Raw genomic sequence first — 20,546 nt, 5'->3', positions numbered from 1 at the left:
CTGGATAGACTCGGACACGTATCGAACGGCTAACTCAGAACCTCGACCGTGGATAGAGAGAGCTCAGCGTGTTGACGTCCGTCGCCGTCCTTGATCCGACTGTCGCACGCGAAGAACGGATCGAGACCGTGCGCGGCAAAGAGGAAGTGCGCCGCGAACTCGTGGGGCGCGGTCTCGATCAGTTGCACCCGCGCTCACCCCCCGTGCAAACACCGGCGCAGAGACTACTGAGTAGGGGGTTGTCGTTCCGGCGTGTAAACCGAGAAGGTCATGCCGCTTCCCGAATTGTGAACTACGCCGGAGAACCTGCGCTTCGCGCAGAACCTCCGTCTAGTTCAAATCCGGTCGGATCTGATTCCTGTCGCTCACGAGTTGTTCGCGACAGAAATGCCGCCTCCCGGATTTGAACCGGGGACAGCTCGATCTTCAGTCGAGTGCTCTCCCAGTCTGAGCTAAGGCGGCGCACCTCAATCTCCGTCCATGGTATAAAAAAGGATTTCGAATCGCGATCGTCGTTCCGCCCGGCTTACAGGATACCGCAGCCAGGTTTGAATTCACGAGTAAGTGACCGAAAAGCCAGTAACAGGCACAATACAGATACATCTAGCCGTGGTTACCGGCTGTCTGTTGGAATTTTAGATATTCAAGACACCCTTTTCCGCTCCGGGAGGTAATACCATGTTATGGAAGCCCTTACCTCGAGTCAGGAGGCACCGGAGCTCGACGCCGACACGATTCTCGAGCTACTGGCGAATCGCCGGCGGCGATACCTCCTCTACGCGCTGCGCGGCCAGGAGGATCCCATCGAGCTCTCGACGCTGGCCGAAACCGTCGCGGGATGGGAACACGACGTTCCGCCGGACGAAGTCGCGAAAAACGAGTACAAGAGCGTCTACGTCTCGTCGGTCCAGTGCCACGTGCCGAAACTCGACGACGCGGGCGTCGTCGACCACGACGAGGACAACCACACCGTCATCCTCGCGGACAACTTCCACCAGCTCGAGCCATACCTCCAGATCGTCGTGAAGGACGAACCGGAGAACTCGACGCTGCACGCCGCCTTGCAGACTGAATCGGGCGACGGCCTGCTCGGTCAGATCCGAGAGAACGTCGCACGCCTCAAACAATGACTACTCTCGTTCCCAACTGGCTACTCCGTCGATAGTAACTGGCTAGTAGCGCCGGTCAGCGTCACGGACTCGAGTGCGTGCGTCGCGGTGCCGATGCACTGTTTTCGTGTGGACACGACTGCACCACGTGCCGCGTGCTGTCACGACAGGTTGCAGCAGTATCCATTTGTCGCGGCCGAGGGTGGGGCTCGAGCGGATTCGAGCGGCGTGAAAACGGACGTTGCGTTCGGGCAATACCCTGTATCGTTCGCGGTCCGGGTACGGGAGACCTGTGCGCTCGCATCGAATTCCATGGCTCGCTGTCGTCTGCCACAGCAGTAGTGAGCTCGGACGGGTTCGAAGACGACGTCGAAACGCACACGTCGCCATAGACTTCCAAGGACCTCGGACCCAGGGAACGACACCGCACATGGAGGGAGCGAGTTACCAGTTATCGAGGTGGTCGGTAACGGTTCCGATGGGGTTGTGGGTGGTCCATTGGACGGTGGGGTAGTCGCGGAATATTTCGTCGGTATCTCGATAGTCGATGGGGTCTCGGACACGCGTGCCGCCGCTGGTGAGGCCGACGACGTTGCCATCGGTGTTGACGATGGGGGAGCCGCTGTTTCCGGAGAGGCTAGGAACGGTAGAGAGGAGGGTGTCGCGTCCGTGTTTGGCGTGGAGGACGCCGACGCTGATGGCCCAGCGGCCGATGCCGGATGGGTGGCCGACCTGAATGAGTGGGTCTTCGGGTTTGAGGGTCGTAGCGTCTCCGGGGGTGAGTGTGTTGTAGTCGGCAGCGTCTGGGAGATCGACGGCAAGGGCACCGATATCGGGTATCATGTCGTCGACGTAGCCACGGATGGTACCGGTGATGGTTTCGCCGCTGTAGAGTTCGATGTTGATGTCGTGATCTTCGGCGGCTTGGATGACGTGGCTGTTGGTGACGATTGTGGTGTCGTCGATGAGCCAGCCGGTGCCGCCGCCGCGGCCGTATGTGATATCGACGACGGCTTTCTGGGTTTGGAGGCCGAGTTCGAGGACGGTTTCGTCGTCGATGTTGGCGTCGTAGTCTTCGGGATTGCCGTCGGCCGAGTCACTGATGTCGGGTGGGGCGGGATCGTCGGATGAGGGTTCGGGAGGTTGTTCGGCGGTGCATCCGGCGATTGAGGTGACGCCCGCGCTGGTGATGAGGGTGAGGTAGTTGCGCCGGTTCATACGGGCCATTAAATATATTTTTACTTGAATATTTTGGCTGATTTTCGTAGACGTAGTCGGGGATGAGGACTGTCGTTGGGGTGATGAGATTGCGGATCAATGTACGAGGCGAAGGAGGAGGAGGAGGGTACGAATTTTGATTTGAGACCGCACTGTCGTGTGAATCTGAGATAGAACAACCGTAGTGGGCTCGAGCGGGTTCGAACCACTGAACGTCGCTCGTTTCCGTTCGCTCGTTCCGTCGTTCGAACCGCCACTCGCGTCAGCTATCCGTCGCTCAGGAGTTGGTCGCGACAGACGTATGGGCTCGGGCGGGTTCGAACCACCGACCTCGGCCTTGTAAAGGCCGCGTCATGACCAGCTAGACCACGAGCCCGTATGCGGGAAGAGTGGGTCCGTCCGAATAACCTTTACTTTCTCGCGGTGCAGGTATCGTGCATGGCACTCGAGTACGTATGGAAGGGGCTGCTCGCGATCGCGGCCCTCTCCATCGTCGGGCTACTCCTCGTTCAGGCTGGATTCGTCTCGGCACCGTGGGGAGCGGACGAGGGGGAAGTCCGGGTCTTCGACGGCGAACCCGACGGTGAATCGGCCGCCGAAAACGAGACCGAGACGAGTACCGGCGCGGCCGATGCTGGCGACTCCGACGGCGGTAACGCCTCGACTGGGAGTGACGGTACCGACGACTCCGCGGACGACGGGGGCGGTGATGACGGCGACGACCCCAAAGCCGTCGTCGACGTCGAGGTCGCGGATACCCGCGGGGAACGCTATACCGGGCTGAGCGACCACGACTCGCTCGAGCCGGGTAACGGGATGTTGTTCGTCCACGACGAGGAGCAGGAGTTGGTATACGTGATGCGCAAGATGGACTTCGACATCGACATCATCTTCATCGACGCGGATCGCGAGATCACGGCCATTCACCACGCCCGGGCACCCGGACCGAACGAAAACGGGAACGATATCGAGTACGCTGGCCGCGGAAAGTGGGTGCTCGAGGTCCCGCGGGGGTACGCGAACGAGACGGGGATCGAAGTCGGTGACGAGGTCGAGATCGATCTCGAGTCGAACCGGACCACTGTTACCAGCGTCGAGTCCGACGCGCTCGACCGGGTCGCCGCGACGGTGGCCCGCGATGGAGCCGACCCCGGGGCGGTCGCCGCTCGACGTGTTTCGGTTCGTAGGTAATCCTTATTGCCGGCGATCCCGGAATCCCGCTCAATGAGTGGCGCCGACTGGGACGACGACGATCCGTTCGAGGAACAGCGAGCGGAGATCGAGAACCCGATGAAGCGGCTGTTCCTCGAGTACGGGTCGAACTACACGGGTGCCGCGATCATCGGCGTCATCGCGAGTTTCTTCGCCCGAATCCTGGATCTGTTGCCGGCGCTCATGTTGGGGGTCGCGATCGACGCCGTGATCCGGCAGGAGATCCCCTACGCCGAGGCGTTCCCGGTCGGTGGCGGGTTCGTCGCTCCGTCCGTCCCCGACGGGCGAGTAGCCCAGTTCTGGCTGACGATCGGGATCATCGCCGGCGCTTTTCTCCTCTCGGCGGTCTTCCACTGGACCCGAAACTGGGGGTTCAACACCTTCGCCCAGAACGTCCAGCACGACATCCGGACCGACACCTACGACCAGATGCAGCGCCTGGACATGGGCTTCTTCGCCGACAAACAGACCGGCGAGATGATGTCGATCCTCTCGAACGACGTCAACCGCCTCGAGAAGTTCCTCAACGACGGGATGAACTCCCTGTTCCGGCTGCTCGTGATGGTGCTCGGCATCGGCGGACTCCTGCTCGCGATCAACTGGCAGTTGGCACTGGTCGCGCTCCTCCCGGTCCCGCTGATCGCGGTCTTTACCTACCTCTTCATCCAGACCATCCAGCCGAAGTACGCGCAGGTCCGCTCGACCGTCGGCAAGGTCAACTCCCGGCTCGAGAACAATCTCGGCGGCATTCAGGTGATCAAGTCCAGTACGACGGAAGGGTACGAGTCCGACCGCGTCGAGGACGTCTCCCGCGAGTACTTCGACGCCAACTGGGGTGCAATTCGAACGCGGATCAAGTTCTTCCCCGGCCTTCGCGTGCTCGCGGGGATCGGCTTCGTCATCACGTTCCTCGTCGGCGGCCTCTGGGTCATCGATGGCCCGCCGGGGCCGTTCTCGGGCGAACTCAGTACCGGGATGTTCGTCGTCTTCATCCTCTACACGCAGCGCTTCATCTGGCCCATGGCCCAGTTCGGACAGATAATCAATATGTACCAGCGCGCTCGCGCGTCGAGCGCCCGCATCTTCGGACTCATGGACGAACCCAACCGGGTCGGCGAAGAGCCCGACGCGCCGGCCCTCGAGGTGACCGCGGGTCGCGTCGAGTACGACGACGTCTCGTTCGGCTACGACGACGATGCGGGAGACGGCGACCTGATCCTCGAAGGAATCGACTTCACGGTCGAGGGCGGCGAGACGCTCGCCCTGGTCGGTCCCACCGGTGCCGGCAAATCGACGGTTCTCAAGCTCCTCCTGCGGATGTACGACGTCGACGAGGGCGAGATTCGCGTCGACGGGCAGAACGTCCGTGACGTCACGCTCCGGAGCCTCCGCGAGTCGCTGGGCTACGTCAGTCAGGACACGTTCCTCTTCTACGGCAGCGTCGGGGAGAACATCAAGTACGGGACGTTCGACGCCGACCGCGAGGACGTGATCGAGGCCGCGAAGATGGCCGAAGCCCACGAGTTCATCCAGAACCTGCCGGAGGGGTACGATACCGAGGTCGGCGAACGCGGCGTCAAGCTCTCCGGCGGCCAGCGCCAGCGAATCTCGATCGCCCGTGCGATCCTCAAAGATCCCGACATCCTCGTCCTCGACGAGGCGACCAGCGACGTCGACACCGAAACCGAAATGCTCATCCAGCGCTCGATCGACGAACTCGCCGAGGATCGAACCACGTTCGCCATTGCACACCGCCTCTCGACGATCAAGGACGCCGATCAGGTCCTCGTCCTCGAGGGCGGCGAGATCGTCGAGCGGGGAACCCACGAGGACCTGCTCGAGAACGGCGGGCTCTACTCGCACCTCTGGGGCGTGCAGGCCGGCGAGATCGACGAGCTTCCACAGGAGTTCATCGAGCGCGCGCAGCGCCGGCAGGCCCGGACGGAAGTCGACGTGGGAGACGACGACTAATGGCCGACGCCCGCTGACGGATACCCGATAACTGACGTCGGACGATCGGTTCTCCGGCGTCAGAACGACTCCTGCCCCTCCTGTCCGCCCTGATCCGGTGCACCCTCGTCCTGCCGGTCTTCGCCCGACGCGGGTGGCGTGCGATCGCTGTAGTTCTTCCGACCGATGGCCTCGTCGCCGACCATGTTCATGATTGCCTGCTCGACCGCCCCGTAATCCCGGTACTCGTCCTCGTTCAGCGGCCCGATGAGGTCCTCGAGCGTCGTCGTATTGCCGCTCATCTCGACCGTTTCGTCCCCGTGTTTCTCGAGCAGTTCGTCGTGACCGATCGGGTACGCCTCGTTCTCGAGCGCCGCCTGCAGGTCGCCGAGTTCGACCCCGAGTTCGCGGCTATCGTCTGGCATACGTGGGAGATGGGGACTGGGCCGCAAACGGGTTGGGCCTGCGCTCGCCGTGGAACTGCGCGCGGTTAGCTCGCCGGCTCGTTCCGCGCCGTCACGTACGGAAACACGGTCGCCGGGAGAACCGACAGGGCCCCCAGAAGGGCCGCCGAGACGACCAGCCTCGGCCGGCCGCTGACCGCCCCGAAGCCGCCGACGGCAGCCAGGGGGACGAACGCGGCCACCGATACCCACGCACGAGGTCCCGCAGCGGGCGTCGTCCCGGGTGTGAGCGGCGCGTCGCCGGCTGCCCACCCCGCGAGCGCACCGGCGGTGAGCGCGACGTACGCGACGGCACTGTCCGCGTGTCCGCTGGCGACCATCGCGACGCCGGCCAATCCGAGTGCGACCGCGAACGCGGTGGCCGTCCGATCGAACGGCGACCGCTCGAGGAGCCACCAGGTCGCGGCGAGATAGCAGCTCCCGACGACGACGCCGGCGACGACGTCGATCGGATAGTGGACGCCGAGGACGAGCCGCGTGAGACAGACGGCCGCGACGATCACCGCGGCGACCGCGAGACGGACCCGACGCGTGCCGGCCTCGAGCGTCAGCGCCAACAGGCCGTAGGTGACGGTCGCGCCGACGGCGTGGCCGCTGGGAAACCCGTAGCCGCCCGCGGTCGCGACCGAGACGTGGAGCGACCGCATCGACGAGGGGAGCGCGGCCGGATCGATCGTCGCGAGGTCGGGGCGCGGTAACGCGAAGACGTGTTTCAGCGCCGTCATCACCGCCAGCCCACCGACGATGACCGCGACGAACCAGGGACCTTCCGGCCGCCGAGCGTGACGGTCCGGCTGGTGCCCCCGGGCGCGTCGGGCCGCCCATCGCCACGCGACGGCCCACGACGCGCCGATCCCGAGCACGAGGAGCCACCAACCGTCGCCGAGTTGCGTCACCGCTGCGGCGAGAACCGCACCCCACCCCGGGACGAGTTCGCGGATCGCCTCGAGCACGTCGGCCCCACGGTACATACGGGCCCGATTCTACGGCGCTGCGGATAATCTCCGAGCGGGAACATGCAGGGTCGGCGTGAGCCGATCCGCCGGGATCGGTGGGCAAACCGCCACACTGACTTACGATCGACGGAATACTCGCGCATGGACCTCACAACGGCGACGTGGACGGACGTCCGGGGCCTCGAGACGGACCTCGCGGTCGTCCCCGTCGGAAGCACGGAACAGCACGGGCCACACGCCCCCCTGGGGACCGACGTGCTGACCGCCGAAGCGGTCGCCGACGCCGGACTCGAGCGGACCGACCGCGAGGTCGTCCGCGCACCGGCGATTCCGGTCGGGATCGCGGAGGAACACCGCCAGTTCCCCGGAACGATGTGGGTCTCCGAAGACACCTTTCGGAACTACGTCGGCGAGGCCGTCGAGAGTCTGGCCCACCACGGGTTCGATCGCGTCGTCATCGTCAACGGCCACGGCGGCAACGTCGACGCCCTCCGAGAGGTCGGCGGCCGACGCACCCGGGACGGCGACGCCTACGTCGTTCCGTTCACCTGGTTCGAGGGCGTCGGCGAGCACACCGCCGACATGGGCCACGGCGGCCCCCTCGAGACGGCGCTGCTCCGCCATCTCGAGCCGGATCTGATCCGCGAGGAGCGGATCGACGACGCGCAGACCGGGGCCGCCGACGGCTGGGGCGACTGGACGAGTAACGTCAATCTGGCCTACGACGCGGCGGAGTTTACGGAGAACGGAGTCGTCGGCGATCCGGCCGACGGTGACGCTCGACGGGGCGAAGAACTGCTCGAGTTAGCTGCCGACGCGCTGGCTCGGCTGCTCGAGGCGGTTGCCGAGCGGGACGTCTCACGGCCCGGGCGCCGGTAGATCGTCGGCTGGTCGACTGGCGACCGACTGCTGACCGACTGGCGGCGACCGACTACTCTTCGTCGGCCGCATCCTCGTCGTCGGCTTCGTCCGCGGCGTCGGCTTCGTCGGCACCGTCAGCGTCGTCCTCGGCTGCCGGCCCCGCATCCTCGAGCGTCCCGCGAAGCGCCGGAATCGTCGACGTGAGTTCGCCGACCTGCTCGCCCGCCTCGGAGATGTCCGTGATGGCGGCCTCGAGATCGCCGATCTCCTCCTCGAGGTCGTCGGCGTCGGCGAAGGCGTCGGCGCGCTGGCCCATGGTGAACCACTTCTTCGCGTCGCGGAGGTGGTCCTCGGCGTCGCCGGCCTCGAGCGCCGAGTTGAGGCCGTTGAGCACGCCCAGCACGTTGTCGGCGTCGGTCTCCCAGACGTCGTCGGCGTCGGGCAACGCGTCCCAGGCGTCCGCGAGCGAGGATTCGACGTCCTCGCGCATCTCGTTGGCCGCTTCCCCGAACAGTTCCTCGTCGTCGCCGAGCGTGGCTTGGCTCATGTCACCGTCTTTGCGGGCGCCGGGGTTAAAAGATAGCCCGAAAGTGAAAGTGAAATCGGTCGGAAGCGGATCGATAGCGGTCGAACGGCGGCCGGATTTCGAAAGGGACGTCTTCGATCGGAGCGCCGTGTCACACCACCGCGATGCGGCTAGAAGGGATACTCCCGCCGGTCGTACTGGACGGAGATCCACTTCTTCTCGGTGACCTGCTCCACGATGTCGGTGCTGTTGTAGCCACCGACGCCCGAGGCATTCGTGCCGCTGAATGGAACGTGCGCCTCGTCGTTGACGGGTTGGTCGTTGACGTGGACCATGCCGGTGTCGAGTTGCTCGGCGATCCGCATCCCGGTACCGACGTCGCCCGCGTGAACCGATCCGGAGAGGCCGTACTCGGTGTCGTCGTGGAGTTCGATGGCTTCGTCGACGTCCGAGAACGGAACGACCGGCGCGATCGGGCCGAAGTGCTCGTTACACGCGGCGGCCATGTCGTTGGTCGCGTCCGAAAGCACCGTCGGTGCGACGACCAGCGAATCGTCGACGCCGTCCAGTTCGACGGTCTCGCCGCCCGTCTCGAGCGTCGCGCCGGCGTCGACGGTCTCCTCGACGTAGCCGAGCATCTCGTCGCGCTGGCTCTCGTCGATGATGGGGCCGACGACCGTGTCCGGGTCGTGGGCGCTCCCGACCGGGAGCGACGCTGCGCGGTCCGCGAGGGCGGCGACGTAGTCGTCGTAGACGTCTTCGTGGACGAGATGGCGGTTGATGGAGATACAGACCTGTCCCTGGTGGACGAACGAGCCGAACGCCGCGGCGTCGACCGCCGCCTCGACGTCGGCGTCGGCGGTGACGATGTGTGCGTTGTTGCCCCCGAGTTCCATCGCCGCCACGGAGAGGTTCTCCCCGGCCTTCGCGGCGACGCCGCGGCCCACTGGCGTCGAACCGGTGAACGCGACGACGTCGCTCTCGGGATGTTCGACGACCGGGTCGCCGATGTCCGATCCGCGGCCGGTGACGACGTTGAGCAGCCCGTCGGGAAGGCCCGCCTCCTCGTACAGTTTCGCCATCAGGAGGCCGCCCGTGATCGGCGTGTTCGAGGCCGGCTTGAGGACGACCGCGTTCCCGGTGGCGATGGCTGGCGCGATCGCCCGTCCCGAGAGGTTGAGCGGGAAGTTCCACGGCGAGATGACGGTGACCACCCCCTGGGGTTCCCGACGAACGAAGTTCTCCTTGCCCTCGACGTTGGAGTCGACCTGCTCCCCTTTCGTTCGACGGGGAAACGTCGCAGCCTCGTTGGCCTGGTCGGTCGTGATGCTGACCGAGGTCTCGCCCATAATCCGCGAGCCACCCGCCTCGTGAGCCAACAGTTCGACGATCTCGTCGCTGTGCGCCTGGATCGTCCGCGCGAACGCCTGCGCGACCCGCTCGCGCTCGGCCGGTGGGGCGTTCTCCCACTCCGTCTGGGCGGCCGCCGCGGCTTCGTAGGCGGCGTCGACGTCCGCATCGACGGCTGCGGGCACGCGTGCGACCACCTCACGTGTCGACGGATCCTCGACAGCGATCTCCTCGTCACCGTCCGCGGACGTCCACTCGCCGTCGATATAGAGGCTGTTCCAATCGGCGTCGATCGAGAGTTCCGGTCCCATCGACCGGTCTATGCGGGTCCGACTGAAAAGTCGATGGCGGGCACTCCCAAGTCCGCGTTCCCGGCTCCGATCCGCTTCTCGGGCACGACCGGACACGAGGACGAGGACGAGCCCCGATCGACCGACCGCTCGCTAGTCTCGAACGGACTCGAGCCGCATCAGCGGATAGCCGTCTTCCATCTCCATGCGGGTGACGACCTCACAACCCTCGTAGTCGACGACGATCTCGACCTCGAGGAAGCGTCCGGTCAGTTCGGTGTAGTCGGCGGTCGACTCGGCGAGCACCGCCTCGAGTTCGTCCGTTCGGACGGTGACGGTCACGTCCGTACAGTGGGGCTGGTTCTCGATCGATTCCTCCATCGCCGTCTCGAGGCTCGGTGCGCTGTCGGGCGAGACCGGCGTGCCGGCGAACTGGTGGTAGAGCGAGCCGAACTTGATACCGGCCTCGAAGCAGGCGGCTTCGGCGTCCGTCGGTGAGTCCGTGGACATGTGCGGGTGCTCGCGTGCGGTCGGGAAGGGGGTTGCGATGCGGTCGCCGATCCGAGAGACGCGTGCCACCACCGACCGTGCCGATATGGAACCGCATGGTTCTTATCGGCGCTGCCCCTCACACCGAACGAATGGCACAGTCAGTCCTGCTCACGGGGGCTGCGGGGCGGGTCGGAGAGGCCATCCTCGGCGGCCTCGCCGAGGAACACGAGTGGCGGTTGCTGGATCGCGACCCGCCGACGGGCGACCAGCCGGGCGAGTTCGTCGTCGCCGACATCACCGACGCGGACGCCGTTCGCGAGGCGATGGACGGGATCGACGCCGTGATCCACCTCGCGGGCGACCCGCGTCCCGAAGCGCCGTGGGATAGCGTGCTGACAAACAACATCGACGGCGCGCAGACGGTCTTCGAGGCCGCCGCCGACGCGGGCGTCGAGAAGGTCGCCTTCGCCTCGTCGAACCACGCCGTCGGGAACTACGAAACCGACGATCGCACGCCGGATCTGTACCGCACGCACGACGACTACCTTCTCGACGGGACCGAGCTCCCCCGACCGAGCAATCTCTACGGGGTCTCGAAGGCCGCCGGCGAAACGCTGGGCCGCTACTACCACGACGAACACGACCTCTCGGTGGTCTGCGTCCGCATCGGGAACCTCACCGAGGGACACCCCCCGATCGACTACGAGCGCGGCCAAGCGATGTGGCTCTCCTACCGAGACTGCGCGCACCTGTTCGACCGCTGTATCCGCGCCGACTACGACTACGAAATCGTCTACGGCATCTCCGACAACGACCGCAAGTACTACTCTCTCGAGCGCGCTCGCGACGCGTTAGGCTACGAGCCCCGGGACAACTCCGCGGACTTCGACGGCGAGGAACGGCTCGTCGAGCGCGACGCCTGACCGGGCGGACGGAAGCGCCCCCACCGGCGGACACGAACTGTCGAGAGCCGGCAACCGAGTCGGCGGACCACGACGTTTTGTCGCCGGCCGTCGCAACTGGTCCTATGGAGTACACGACGCTCGGATCGACTGGGATGACGGTCAGCCGCATCTGTCTGGGTTGTATGAGCTTCGGCACCGGCCGAGAGTGGATGCTCGACCCCGACGAGAGCGCCGACCTCATCGACCGCGCGATCGACCTCGGGATCAACTTCTTCGACACCGCGAACGTCTACTCTACGGGCGAGTCCGAGGAAATCCTGGGCGACGCCCTCGACGGCTACGACCGCGACGCGCAGGTGATCGCCACGAAGGTCTTCGCCGAGATGGACTCCGACAATCCGAACGCGAGCGGCCTCTCGCGGAAGGCCATCGAGCAGGAACTCGCGGCGAGCCTCGACCGACTGGGAGTGGACACGATCGATCTCTACCAGACCCACCGGTGGGACGACGACACGCCGATCGAGGAGACGCTCCGTGCACTCGACGACGCGGTCCGACGCGGACAGGTACGATACATCGGCACGTCGTCGATGTGGGCCCACCAGTTCGCCGAGGCGCTGCACACCAGCGACGAACTCGGTCTCGAGCGGTTCGCGACGATGCAGAACCACTACAACGTCCTCTACCGCGAGGAGGAACGTGAGATGCTGCCACTCTGTGAGAAGGAAGACGTGGGCGTCGTCCCGTGGTCGCCGCTGGCCCGCGGCGTCGCGACCCGCCCGCACGAGGAGATCGACGCGACGACGCGCGGGCAGACCGACCAGTACCTCGCGCAGATGTCGTACCTCCAGGGCGGGGGCGAGGCGATCAACGAGCGCGTCCAGGAACTCGCCGACGAGAAGGGAGTCTCGATGGCCCAGATCTCGCTCGCCTGGCTCCTCCACAAGGAGTGGGTCGACGCGCCCATCGTCGGGACGACGAGCGTCGACCACCTCGAAGACGCCGTCGAAGCGCTCGAGATCGATCTCTCGCGTTCGGACCAGGAGTACCTCGAGGAACCCTACGAGCCGCTCCCGGTAGCGGGCCACGAATAAGCGAGCCGCGAGACGCCGCGGCCAGCGACTCGCTACAGCAGGTCGACGTCTCGCAGCACCGCGGCGACCCGCTCGACGTGAGCCGTGTGTTCCTCGCCCTCGAGCCCCTGGTACATCGTCGTGATCGAGAGGAAGTCTGCGCCGAGGTCCCGCCAGGCCTGCGCGCGGTCGATCCAGTCGTCCTCCTCGCCGGGAACGGCGTACATTCGACCGCCGAGACCGATCTCGTCGGGGTCGCGGCCGACCTCGTCGGCGTACTCGTAGAGATCGGCGAGGTGGGATTCGGCCTCGTCACCGGGCTGGAACTGCGGCAACCAGCCGTCGGCGATGCGAGCCACACGACGCTTGACCGGATCGGCCATGCCGCCCATCCAGAGCGGAATCGGCTGCTGGACCGGCAGCGGCCGAATGCCCGCATCCGGAATCTCGTGGAACTCGCCGTCGAAATCGACGAGCTCGTCCGTCCAGAGCCGCCGGAGTACCTCGACTTGCTCCTCGATGCGGTCGCCTCGCCGCGAGAACGACTCGCCGAGCGCGACGTACTCCGGCTCGTTCCAGCCGACGCCGACCCCCATGCGGAACCGGCCGTCGGTAAAGCGGTCCAACTGCGCGGCCTGCTTCGCGACGAGCGCGGTCTGGCGCTGCGGCAAGACGAGAATGCCGGTCACGAAGGCCAGCTCGTCCGTCTGGCCCGCGAGGTAGGAGTAGGTCGTCAACGGCTCGTGGAACGTGCTCTCGTAGTCGTAGGGTCCGTCCCAGTCCGGTCGGTCCGGGTTCACGCCGAGGACGTGATCGTACGCGAGAACGTGTTCGTACCCGGATTACTCGACCCGCCGCGCGTAGTCCGCGATCGTCTCCGGATCGTGTCCGATCTCGAGTTGCGGGAGCACGGTACCGATGTCCATACCTCGCGTTCGGTCGGGCCGAACTTGAAGCTCTAGTCACCCTGACGGGACGACGGCACCGGCGACGACCGATCAGAACAGTCCCTCGACGTCCGCTTCTCGAGCCCGACGCCTCCCGACGTGGTCGGTGAGTCGCTGGTAGATGATCCCGCGGTGGTCGTCCTCGCGGACGAAGTCGAACAGCAGCGTGATGAAGACGCTGTCGTCCTCGCCGGCCTCGAGATCCCGCCGTGCGTACGCCCGAGCCCGTGCGATCGCCTCCTCGTCGTAGCCGAATTCCTCGGCAAGGACGACCGCCGCGATCGCCGTCGGCTCGAACTCCAGCGCCGACAGCGACGCCGCCGAACCCTCGTGTTCGATCCGGACCGGCGGCCGGCGCTCGACGAGTTCCGGGTCGGCCGCGAGGCGGGCGAGGACGGATCGGATCGGCTCGAGTCGCAGGTCGCGATAGTCGGCGGGGAGCGACGCGAGGTACTCGCCGGCGCTCTCGGCGAGGCCGACCGCCCCCTCCCAGTTCCGGTCGCGGGCGTGGTAGACCGCGCCGCTGTACTGGATGAGTCCGTGGAGCAGCCGCTCGTCGTCGCTTCCCGATTCGAGCTCGAGCCAGCGGTCCTCCCAGGCATCGTGGGCGGCGTGGTAGTAGCCGTCGTTGAAGATCGCGACGCCCGCCCGAAGCCGATCGCGCATACCCGCGATTGGGGCTCGAGACTCGAGAACGTGACGAAAACGGAGACCGCCGGATATCCCGCCGGCCGTCGGCGCTGATATCACACCCGGTAGAGTGACGTCGTCTCGCCGAACGGCCGACAGCGCACTTCCGCCTCCGGCAGGGCGGGGCAGACGACTGTGGACGGTCGATTCCGGGACACGAGTCCCGGCCGATTCCAATCCGCCACCGACCCGGCGGTGTTCGACGTGAAGGCCGGCATACGGATTAGTATGGTTCGACTTCCGAATTCCGGACGTACTCTGGTGAGGCGTAACCAGCACCTACCGACACCGCTGCCGTCGAAGCCGTCCTCGAACCGGAAAGTGCCGTCTCGCTGTACGACTTCCACCCACCGATTGTCTCGCTCGCAAAATCTGGACCAAAACGCGATCGCTCAGCCGTCGAAGCCGTCCTCGAACCGGAAAGTGCCGTCTCGCTGTACGACTTCGCCGTCGATCTCGAGTCGGGAATTCTCGCTCACGTCGGTGATCAGGTCGACGTGGATCGCCGACTCGTTGCCGGACTCGCCCTCGGAGAGACAGGCGTCGTAGGCCCGACCGACCGCCAGATGGACGGTGTCACCCATCTTCTCGTCGAAGAGAATGTTGTCCGTGTAGCGGTCGATCCCGCGGTTCATCCCGATCCCGAGTTCGCCCAGGCGACGCGCACCGTCGTCGGTCTCGAGGATCTCGCCGATCACGGCCCCGCCCTGCTCGGCGTCGTAGTCGACGACCTCGCCATTCTCGAACTCGAGGCGGACGTTTCGAACGGACTCGCCCCGCAGCGTCATCGGCACGTCGAACGTCACCTCGCCCTCGGTCGCGTACGGCGCGGTGAAGACCTCACCGCTGGGGAGGTTGTGGGAGTCGTAGGCGACCGACGCGGCGCTGTTGACTGCCGTCCGCCCCTCGATCTCCATCGTGAGGTCGGTGTCGCTCGAGACCAGCCGCACCTCGGAGCCGACGTCGAGGAGGTCCTTCAGCTGGGCCATCTCGTCGGCCAGCGACTCCCAGTCCCGGAGGATCGCGTCGTAGGCGAACTCCCGGTACGCCTCGTAGGCCATGTTGGCCTGCTGGGCCAGCGACCGCGTCGGGTGGACCGTCGACACCCAGCGGGTCCCGAGTCGCGTCTCGCGGAGCTCGCTTCTGGCGTCGTTGTAGGCCCGGCGCTGCTCACCGGGAACGTCGGCCGTCGCACTCGTGTTCCGACCGCCCCCGAGCGAGAGGTACACGTCGGCGTTCTCGACCAGCGCGCGTTCGTGTGCCGGACTCTCGTCGAAATCGCCGTCGTGAGCCCGGATGTAGGCGCGCGTGACCTCCCCCGAGCTGTAGGTCGCGAGCAAGTTCGCCCCACGGTCCCCGAGCTCCTCGGCGACGGCGACCGCCAGTTCGTGGGCGTCCGGCCCGACCGAGACGACCACGTCGTCGCCCGCCTCGACTCGAGCGCTCCAGTCGACCAGCACCGCTGCGTGTTCGCGTACGCGTTCGTCCATATCCGTCCCTCTCGAGCGGGCTACTAAACGCTCCCCGTTCGGAACGCAGCAGTGAACGCCGATACGACGACCGGTACGTGTCGAACCGCGGGCAGTCAGGCGGCGTGAGCCTCTTCAGTGACGTGCCCCTCGCGCGAGCGAACGAACGAGACGATCGCGTAGACGATCGGCGTGTCGAGGACGGCGATCGCGAGTTTCAGCAGATACTGACCCACCATCAACGAGAGGACGAGATCGAGCGGAAGCACAGCACCGACGCCGAGCACGGCGGGGGCGACGGCGAACGCGATCGAGACGAAGATCACGGTATCGATCGCCTGGCTACTCGCCGTCGACGCGATGTTGCGCAACCAGAGCATTTCGGACCCGGTGTAGTCCCGAATCCGGTGAAAGACGATCACGTCCCAATTCTGGCTGACGACGTACGCGAGGAGACTGCCGAGGACGATGTTCGTCGACGACCCGAGAGCCGTCTCGAACGCCCCCGGGTCGACGCTCGAGGGGGCGGCCGGTGCGGCGATCGTCGACCAGACGAGCGCGAGGACGACGAAATTCAGGACGAACCCGACGTTGACGACGATCTGCGCCGCGCGACGGCCGTACAGTTCGGTATAGCAGTCGCTCGCGAGGAACGTTATCGCGTACGCGAGGGCTGCGCCGGGCAGTGCGAGTTGTGCACCGGTGATCGGCAGCCCGACGGGCAGTTCGAACGCCAATACCTTCGACGCGGTCAACTGGGCGGTCGCAAGCGCCGTCACGAAGAGTCCGATCAACGCTACCTGTGCGACCGTCGGCACACCGCGAGTCTGCTGACTCATATCGGTGGGTATCCACCGGTCGCACCTAAACGGTGCTATTCGAGTATTACTCGAGGAGTCGTTCGGTCACCGTCAGGTGTGTTCGTGCGAGGGGAATCGGTGCCGAACGCGACGATCGGGCGAGATGACCACGACGTACGCGAAACGCGTTCTGGACGAACAGTCGATTAGGGACATCGTAATTCGGTTAGCGTAGGCCCGCTCTCGCCGATGCGGTCCTCGAACAAGCACCAGATACGGAGACTGGGACGATGCCAATACCGTCCTGAGCGGCCATCGTGTCGGTTTCGCGTGAGCCGATCGCATCGCGGATCGAGAAACGTCGTGTCCGACGGTTCGTCGGCGTTTCGCCGCCAATCGTCGGATTCTCGAGCGATTTATTTTTGTTTCGAGGGGAATAGTATAACACAACTGTTATACGTGCCGTGGCCTTCTCTTGAATTGCAATGGCGAAAGGAAACGTTGATTTCTTCAACGACACAGGCGGCTACGGTTTCATTGAGACGGACGACGCGGACGATGACGTTTTCTTCCACATGGAAGACGTTGGCGGTCCGGACCTCGAAGAAGGCACAGAGATCGAATTCGATATCGAACAGGCCCCCAAGGGCCCCCGCGCCACCAACGTCACCCGCCTGTAATACGGCTTCTTGCGTTCGGTAACGGGTTTCACATTCGACTATCATTCTTCGGCACACTCCCCGACGAGCGACCGCTCGGTCGCGTCATCGTCGTGGAGCCACACTCTCGATCGCGGAGTGACACCGCCCATCCCGGACCGAGTGATATCGAGAATCAACGCAGTTGGGTTCCTCGCAACCGTCGTATTTGCGGGGCCGATGCTGATCCCGGATCAAGCCCGCCGAACCGCCGGCTGTAGGACCCGACTACCAGACGAAACGGGAACCAGTAGCACGATTGACTCAGTTAGCTTCGCTGAACGTACTGGAAACAGTTGATACGAAATCGATAACAAATAGCCAGGTTGCCGTTCGTTCACTCGAGTACAAAATGGACGATCTGACAGGGTTTCAACGAGACCTTCTGTACGTGATCGCAGGAGCCGACCAACCGTCCGGCCAAGACGTGAAAGACGAAGTCGAGACGTATTACAACAGTGAGATCAATCACGGGCGACTCTATCCCAATCTCGACACACTCGTCAACAAAAATCTCGTCGAAAAAGGACAGCTCGATCGGCGAACCAACTATTACGAGATCAGTGACCACGGACGCCGGACGATCGAAGAGCGTCGGGAATGGGAGCAGCAGTATATCAGCGAGTGAACTACTCCGCCCTACTGCGCTCGGGCCTACCCGGCCCTCGCTTGTCGAGGACGGAGCTTCCTGTTTCTGTGTCGGAACTTGCAGGAACAAGTCCCACATCGGTTCCAGACTCCGCAGGCGATTTCCCTTTATAGGCGGTTCGGAGTGTCCCACTCCTCCCGAATCGACACTCGGCCACAACCGACGATGCACGCTTTTTGTCGCGTTTGAACAACGCCGGACGCGTGGTGAGCATCTTACTACCTTCTTCGACTGCCGGGTAGTAAGGATGCTGATTCACACGGAAACAAGACGTGCGGGCGCTGTATCTCCTCCCTGCTCGCTTCGCTCGCTGAGGAAGGGGGCTTAACGCCCTCAATTACAGCCAACGGTCCTGCGATCGAGTCGCACTCCCACCTGACAGGACGTCGAACCCTGCAGGTACAGCAGCCATCCCGCACCGATGAGCGCCAGCCCGTTCGCAACCCGCCAGTTGTCGGCCGCAACTCGTGCTGACGAGGTCGGGCCGCCATCTGGGGCGTCTATACCCTCGACTCCCGGCTCTGCCGGGCACTTCTCGTCCGTCTCGATGATTACTTCGAACCCCAGACCCCACTTTCGCGTCGAGCACCTCGCGGGTGGACCGTCACCAATCGAATCCTGCCGGCAGCCCCGCACCCGGACCGATCGACGTGCTCTCGCCACCCACTCGAGGTCACGTTCGATCCCCGAAACCCAGGAGTACTTACGTCGGGAGAGCCGTTGTTCTACTAACCGAAATAGGCGCTGTCCTCGGCGCAGTCGTGATCGGACGTTCGACGCCAAGGACGTGACCGAGAACTCGCTCACGTTGCAGGACGCTTCTGCTCCCGCTGTAGCCGTTCCGGCTACAAGACTGTCCGACGGACGGCTATGATCGGCCCCACCAATGGAAATCGAAATTGCAACAATAGGCGGTTATGAGGAAGTCGGCCGACAGATGACGGCTGTTCGCGCCGGTGACGATATCGTGATCTTCGACATGGGACTGAACCTGTCGAAAGTCCTGATCCACGACAACATCCGAACCGAAGGGATGCACAGCCTCGATCTGATCGATATGGGTGCCATTCCGGACGACCGGATCATGAGCGACCTCGAGGGCGACGTCAAGGCCATCGTCCCGACCCACGGCCACCTCGACCACATCGGTGCGATCAGTAAACTCGCACACCGATACGACGCACCGATCGTCGCGACGCCGTTCACCCTCGAGCTCGTCAAGGGAGAACTCGACGAAGAAGGCAAGTTCAACGCCGACAACGACCTGATCAAGATGGACGCCGGCGAGACGATGTCGATCGGCGACTCCGGCGCGGTCGACCTCGAGTTCGTCAACGTCACCCACTCGATCGTCGACGCGATCAATCCGGTTCTCCACACGCCCGAGGGCGCGGTCGTCTACGGGCTCGACAAGCGGATGGACCACACCCCCGTCATCGGCGACCCGATCGACATGGACCGGTTCCGCGAGATCGGTCGCGAAGGCGAGGGCGTCCTCTGTTACATCGAGGACTGTACCAACGCCAACAAGAAAGGCCGGACTCCCTCCGAGAACGTCGCCCGGGAACACCTCCGCGACGTCCTCTACAGCATGGAGGACTACGACGGCGGCATCGTCGCCACCACGTTCTCGAGCCACATCGCCCGCGTGAAATCGCTGATCGAATTCGCTCGCGACATCGATCGCCAACCCATCCTCCTCGGCCGCTCGATGGAGACCTACTCCGGGACCGCGAAACAGATCGGGATCGACTTCCCCTCCGACGTCGAGATGGTCGGCTATCGCCAATCAATCGAACAGACGTTCGAGCGCATCATGAAGGAAGGCAAAGAGAACTTCCTCCCCGTCGTCACCGGCCACCAAGGCGAGCCCCGGGCGACGCTCACTCGAATGGGTCGCGGCGAAACGCCGTACGAGCTGGACGACGGCGACAAGGTCGTCTTCTCCGCCCGCGTGATCCCCGAGCCGACAAACGAAGGGCAGCGCTATCAGGCCGAGAAGCTGCTCAGAATGCAAGGTGCCCGCATCTACGACGACATCCACGTTTCAGGCCACCTCTGTCAGGAAGGCCATTACGAGATGCTCGACGCGTTGCAGCCCCAGCACATCATTCCGGCCCACCAGGACATGAGCGGCTTTTCGGGATACGTCGATCTCGCGTCCAATCGCGGCTACAAGCTTGGACGCGATCTCCACGTGACCTCGAACGGGAACATCATCCAGCTAGTCTAGGCTGAGCGGCTGCAGCTCTTTTGTTCTCTACAGGGACGGTACTGGAGAGATCACTGCTTTCCAGTCGAAAATGCGAAACCCACACAGCAGTTGCTGTGTGGGTGAACGTATGAGTGAGAGCGGCGAATCGGATTTCCCAGAGGGTCGCCCACTCCAGTACTGACCGAAACGTAGGCGAGCTTATCTTCCGTGTTCGGGATGGGTACGGGAGGCACCTCGCCACTGTGGCCGCTGTAATGCCGATCGGCGGAGTCGAACCGCCGTCAGACCGCTATCGGTATTTCGGCCATCATGGCCGATATGAGTGGAGGCGGCGAAACGAATTTCCCAGAGGGTCGCCCACTCCAGTACTGACCGTAACGCAGGCGAGCTTATCTTCCGTGTTCGGGATGGGTACGGGAGGCACCTCGCCGCTGTGGCCGCCGTAATGCCGATCAACGGAATCGAACCGTCGTCATTCCAATATCGGTGTGTGTCCAAGACCGAATGTACGTGTAGTCCAGTTTGCGTCCGGACCCGTTCTCGCGTCACGGATCCAATGCGATTGTAGTATGAATGTGTGGCTTGGCCAGTTAGTGCTCGCGGACTCAACACCTCGTTGCCTTGGTGCGTACATCCCGAGTCTATCGAACTCGTCTTCTACGAGTGGCCTCA

19 protein-coding genes, 2 tRNA genes, 3 rRNA genes and 1 pseudogene are annotated in these 20,546 nt (G+C 64.4%); 9 read left to right on the top strand and 16 right to left on the bottom strand.

The features are described 5' to 3' along the window. Positions 1-29 precede the first annotated feature (29 nt). On the bottom strand, positions 30-188 hold the full coding sequence (locus tag BMX07_RS25805; protein WP_449289581.1) for a DUF7845 domain-containing protein: 159 nt from the start codon (positions 186-188) through the stop codon (positions 30-32). Positions 189-388: 200 nt separating this feature from the next. Further along, positions 389-462 (bottom strand) — tRNA-Phe (locus BMX07_RS18515). Positions 463-683: 221 nt separating this feature from the next. Between BMX07_RS18515 and BMX07_RS18510 the strand changes: the two genes are divergently transcribed. Continuing rightward, a complete protein-coding gene (locus tag BMX07_RS18510) occupies positions 684-1,130 on the top strand; it encodes a DUF7344 domain-containing protein (RefSeq protein ID WP_090620772.1) in 447 nt (148 codons plus the stop codon). A 423-nt stretch (positions 1,131-1,553) separates the two neighbouring features. Here the strand turns inward: BMX07_RS18510 and BMX07_RS18505 are convergent, their stop codons facing one another. Further along, the gene (locus BMX07_RS18505; RefSeq protein ID WP_175480201.1) at positions 1,554-2,327 is read right to left on the bottom strand and encodes a S1 family peptidase; all 774 of its coding nucleotides are present in this window, start codon (positions 2,325-2,327) and stop codon (positions 1,554-1,556) included. 302 nt (positions 2,328-2,629) lie between these two features. Next, positions 2,630-2,703, bottom strand: a tRNA-Val gene (locus tag BMX07_RS18500). A 62-nt stretch (positions 2,704-2,765) separates the two neighbouring features. Here BMX07_RS18500 and BMX07_RS18495 point away from each other — a divergent pair. After that, positions 2,766-3,518: a DUF192 domain-containing protein gene (locus BMX07_RS18495; protein ID WP_090620768.1), complete on the top strand. Its 753-nt coding sequence runs from the start codon at positions 2,766-2,768 to the stop codon at positions 3,516-3,518. 33 nt (positions 3,519-3,551) lie between these two features. Continuing rightward, positions 3,552-5,510: an ABC transporter ATP-binding protein gene (locus BMX07_RS18490; RefSeq protein WP_090620766.1), complete on the top strand. Its 1,959-nt coding sequence runs from the start codon at positions 3,552-3,554 to the stop codon at positions 5,508-5,510. Positions 5,511-5,569: 59 nt separating this feature from the next. Here BMX07_RS18490 and BMX07_RS18485 read toward each other — a convergent pair whose 3' ends face one another. Both BMX07_RS18485 and BMX07_RS18480 read right to left on the bottom strand, forming a co-directional pair. After that, positions 5,570-5,914, bottom strand: coding sequence for a DUF5789 family protein (locus tag BMX07_RS18485; RefSeq protein ID WP_090620764.1), 345 nt, complete (start codon positions 5,912-5,914; stop codon positions 5,570-5,572). Positions 5,915-5,979: 65 nt separating this feature from the next. Beyond that, positions 5,980-6,924 (bottom strand): phosphatase PAP2 family protein, encoded by a 945-nt coding sequence (locus BMX07_RS18480; protein WP_090620761.1) that lies wholly within the window; start codon positions 6,922-6,924, stop codon positions 5,980-5,982. A 126-nt stretch (positions 6,925-7,050) separates the two neighbouring features. On the opposite strand from BMX07_RS18480, the gene BMX07_RS18475 reads away from it, so the two are divergent. Beyond that, positions 7,051-7,788: a creatininase family protein gene (locus BMX07_RS18475; RefSeq protein WP_090620758.1), complete on the top strand. Its 738-nt coding sequence runs from the start codon at positions 7,051-7,053 to the stop codon at positions 7,786-7,788. A 52-nt stretch (positions 7,789-7,840) separates the two neighbouring features. Here BMX07_RS18475 and BMX07_RS18470 read toward each other — a convergent pair whose 3' ends face one another. The 3 genes from BMX07_RS18470 to BMX07_RS18460 all read right to left on the bottom strand — a co-directional run bounded on the left by BMX07_RS18470 (position 7,841) and on the right by BMX07_RS18460 (position 10,446). Further along, entirely contained in the window at positions 7,841-8,317 is a 477-nt protein-coding gene (locus BMX07_RS18470; RefSeq protein WP_090620756.1) for a DUF5790 family protein, read from the bottom strand. A gap of 149 nt (positions 8,318-8,466) precedes the next feature. Then, a complete protein-coding gene (locus tag BMX07_RS18465) occupies positions 8,467-9,957 on the bottom strand; it encodes an aldehyde dehydrogenase family protein (protein ID WP_090620754.1) in 1,491 nt (496 codons plus the stop codon). Between the two features lie 132 nt (positions 9,958-10,089). Beyond that, a complete protein-coding gene (locus tag BMX07_RS18460; protein ID WP_090621393.1) occupies positions 10,090-10,446 on the bottom strand; it encodes a dihydroneopterin aldolase family protein in 357 nt (118 codons plus the stop codon). A 131-nt stretch (positions 10,447-10,577) separates the two neighbouring features. Here BMX07_RS18460 and azf point away from each other — a divergent pair, with 131 nt between their 5' ends. Together azf and BMX07_RS18450 are read left to right on the top strand one after the other, a co-directional pair. Next, positions 10,578-11,351 (top strand): NAD-dependent glucose-6-phosphate dehydrogenase Azf, encoded by a 774-nt coding sequence (gene azf, locus BMX07_RS18455; protein ID WP_090620750.1) that lies wholly within the window; start codon positions 10,578-10,580, stop codon positions 11,349-11,351. Between the two features lie 104 nt (positions 11,352-11,455). After that, entirely contained in the window at positions 11,456-12,427 is a 972-nt protein-coding gene (locus tag BMX07_RS18450; protein WP_090620748.1) for an aldo/keto reductase, read from the top strand. A 32-nt stretch (positions 12,428-12,459) separates the two neighbouring features. On the opposite strand, the pseudogene BMX07_RS18445 reads toward BMX07_RS18450, so the two are convergent. The 4 genes and pseudogenes from BMX07_RS18445 to BMX07_RS18430 form a co-directional block, all read right to left on the bottom strand. Next, a pseudogene (locus tag BMX07_RS18445) lies at positions 12,460-13,233 on the bottom strand (LLM class F420-dependent oxidoreductase); the annotation flags it as partial. A 171-nt stretch (positions 13,234-13,404) separates the two neighbouring features. Then, the gene (locus tag BMX07_RS18440; protein ID WP_090620745.1) at positions 13,405-14,019 is read right to left on the bottom strand and encodes a DUF309 domain-containing protein; all 615 of its coding nucleotides are present in this window, start codon (positions 14,017-14,019) and stop codon (positions 13,405-13,407) included. Positions 14,020-14,435: 416 nt separating this feature from the next. Continuing rightward, a complete protein-coding gene (locus tag BMX07_RS18435) occupies positions 14,436-15,533 on the bottom strand; it encodes an aminopeptidase (RefSeq protein ID WP_090620743.1) in 1,098 nt (365 codons plus the stop codon). 95 nt (positions 15,534-15,628) lie between these two features. Further along, positions 15,629-16,351: a queuosine precursor transporter gene (locus tag BMX07_RS18430; protein WP_090620741.1), complete on the bottom strand. Its 723-nt coding sequence runs from the start codon at positions 16,349-16,351 to the stop codon at positions 15,629-15,631. Between the two features lie 446 nt (positions 16,352-16,797). Between BMX07_RS18430 and BMX07_RS18425 the strand changes: the two genes are divergently transcribed. From BMX07_RS18425 to BMX07_RS18415, 3 genes are all read left to right on the top strand, one after another. Further along, entirely contained in the window at positions 16,798-16,992 is a 195-nt protein-coding gene (locus BMX07_RS18425) for a cold-shock protein (RefSeq protein ID WP_006182670.1), read from the top strand. A 370-nt stretch (positions 16,993-17,362) separates the two neighbouring features. Then, entirely contained in the window at positions 17,363-17,638 is a 276-nt protein-coding gene (locus BMX07_RS18420; RefSeq protein WP_090620739.1) for a PadR family transcriptional regulator, read from the top strand. Positions 17,639-18,545: 907 nt separating this feature from the next. After that, positions 18,546-19,892: an RNase J family beta-CASP ribonuclease gene (locus BMX07_RS18415; RefSeq protein WP_090620737.1), complete on the top strand. Its 1,347-nt coding sequence runs from the start codon at positions 18,546-18,548 to the stop codon at positions 19,890-19,892. A gap of 114 nt (positions 19,893-20,006) precedes the next feature. Here BMX07_RS18415 and rrf (BMX07_RS18410) read toward each other — a convergent pair. The 3 genes from rrf (BMX07_RS18410) to BMX07_RS24915 form a co-directional block, all read right to left on the bottom strand. Beyond that, positions 20,007-20,128: ribosomal RNA gene (gene rrf / locus BMX07_RS18410) — 5S ribosomal RNA — on the bottom strand. A gap of 69 nt (positions 20,129-20,197) precedes the next feature. Then, positions 20,198-20,319, bottom strand: a 5S ribosomal RNA gene (rrf, locus tag BMX07_RS18405). Positions 20,320-20,444: 125 nt separating this feature from the next. Further along, positions 20,445-20,546, bottom strand: a 23S ribosomal RNA gene (locus tag BMX07_RS24915); the annotation flags it as partial.

Origin of the sequence: Natrinema salaciae (assembly GCF_900110865.1) — an archaeon.
GTDB lineage: Archaea > Halobacteriota > Halobacteria > Halobacteriales > Natrialbaceae > Natrinema > Natrinema salaciae.
The sequence above is the reverse complement of the archived record's forward strand: the minus strand, read 5'-3'. Positions and strand labels throughout refer to the sequence as shown.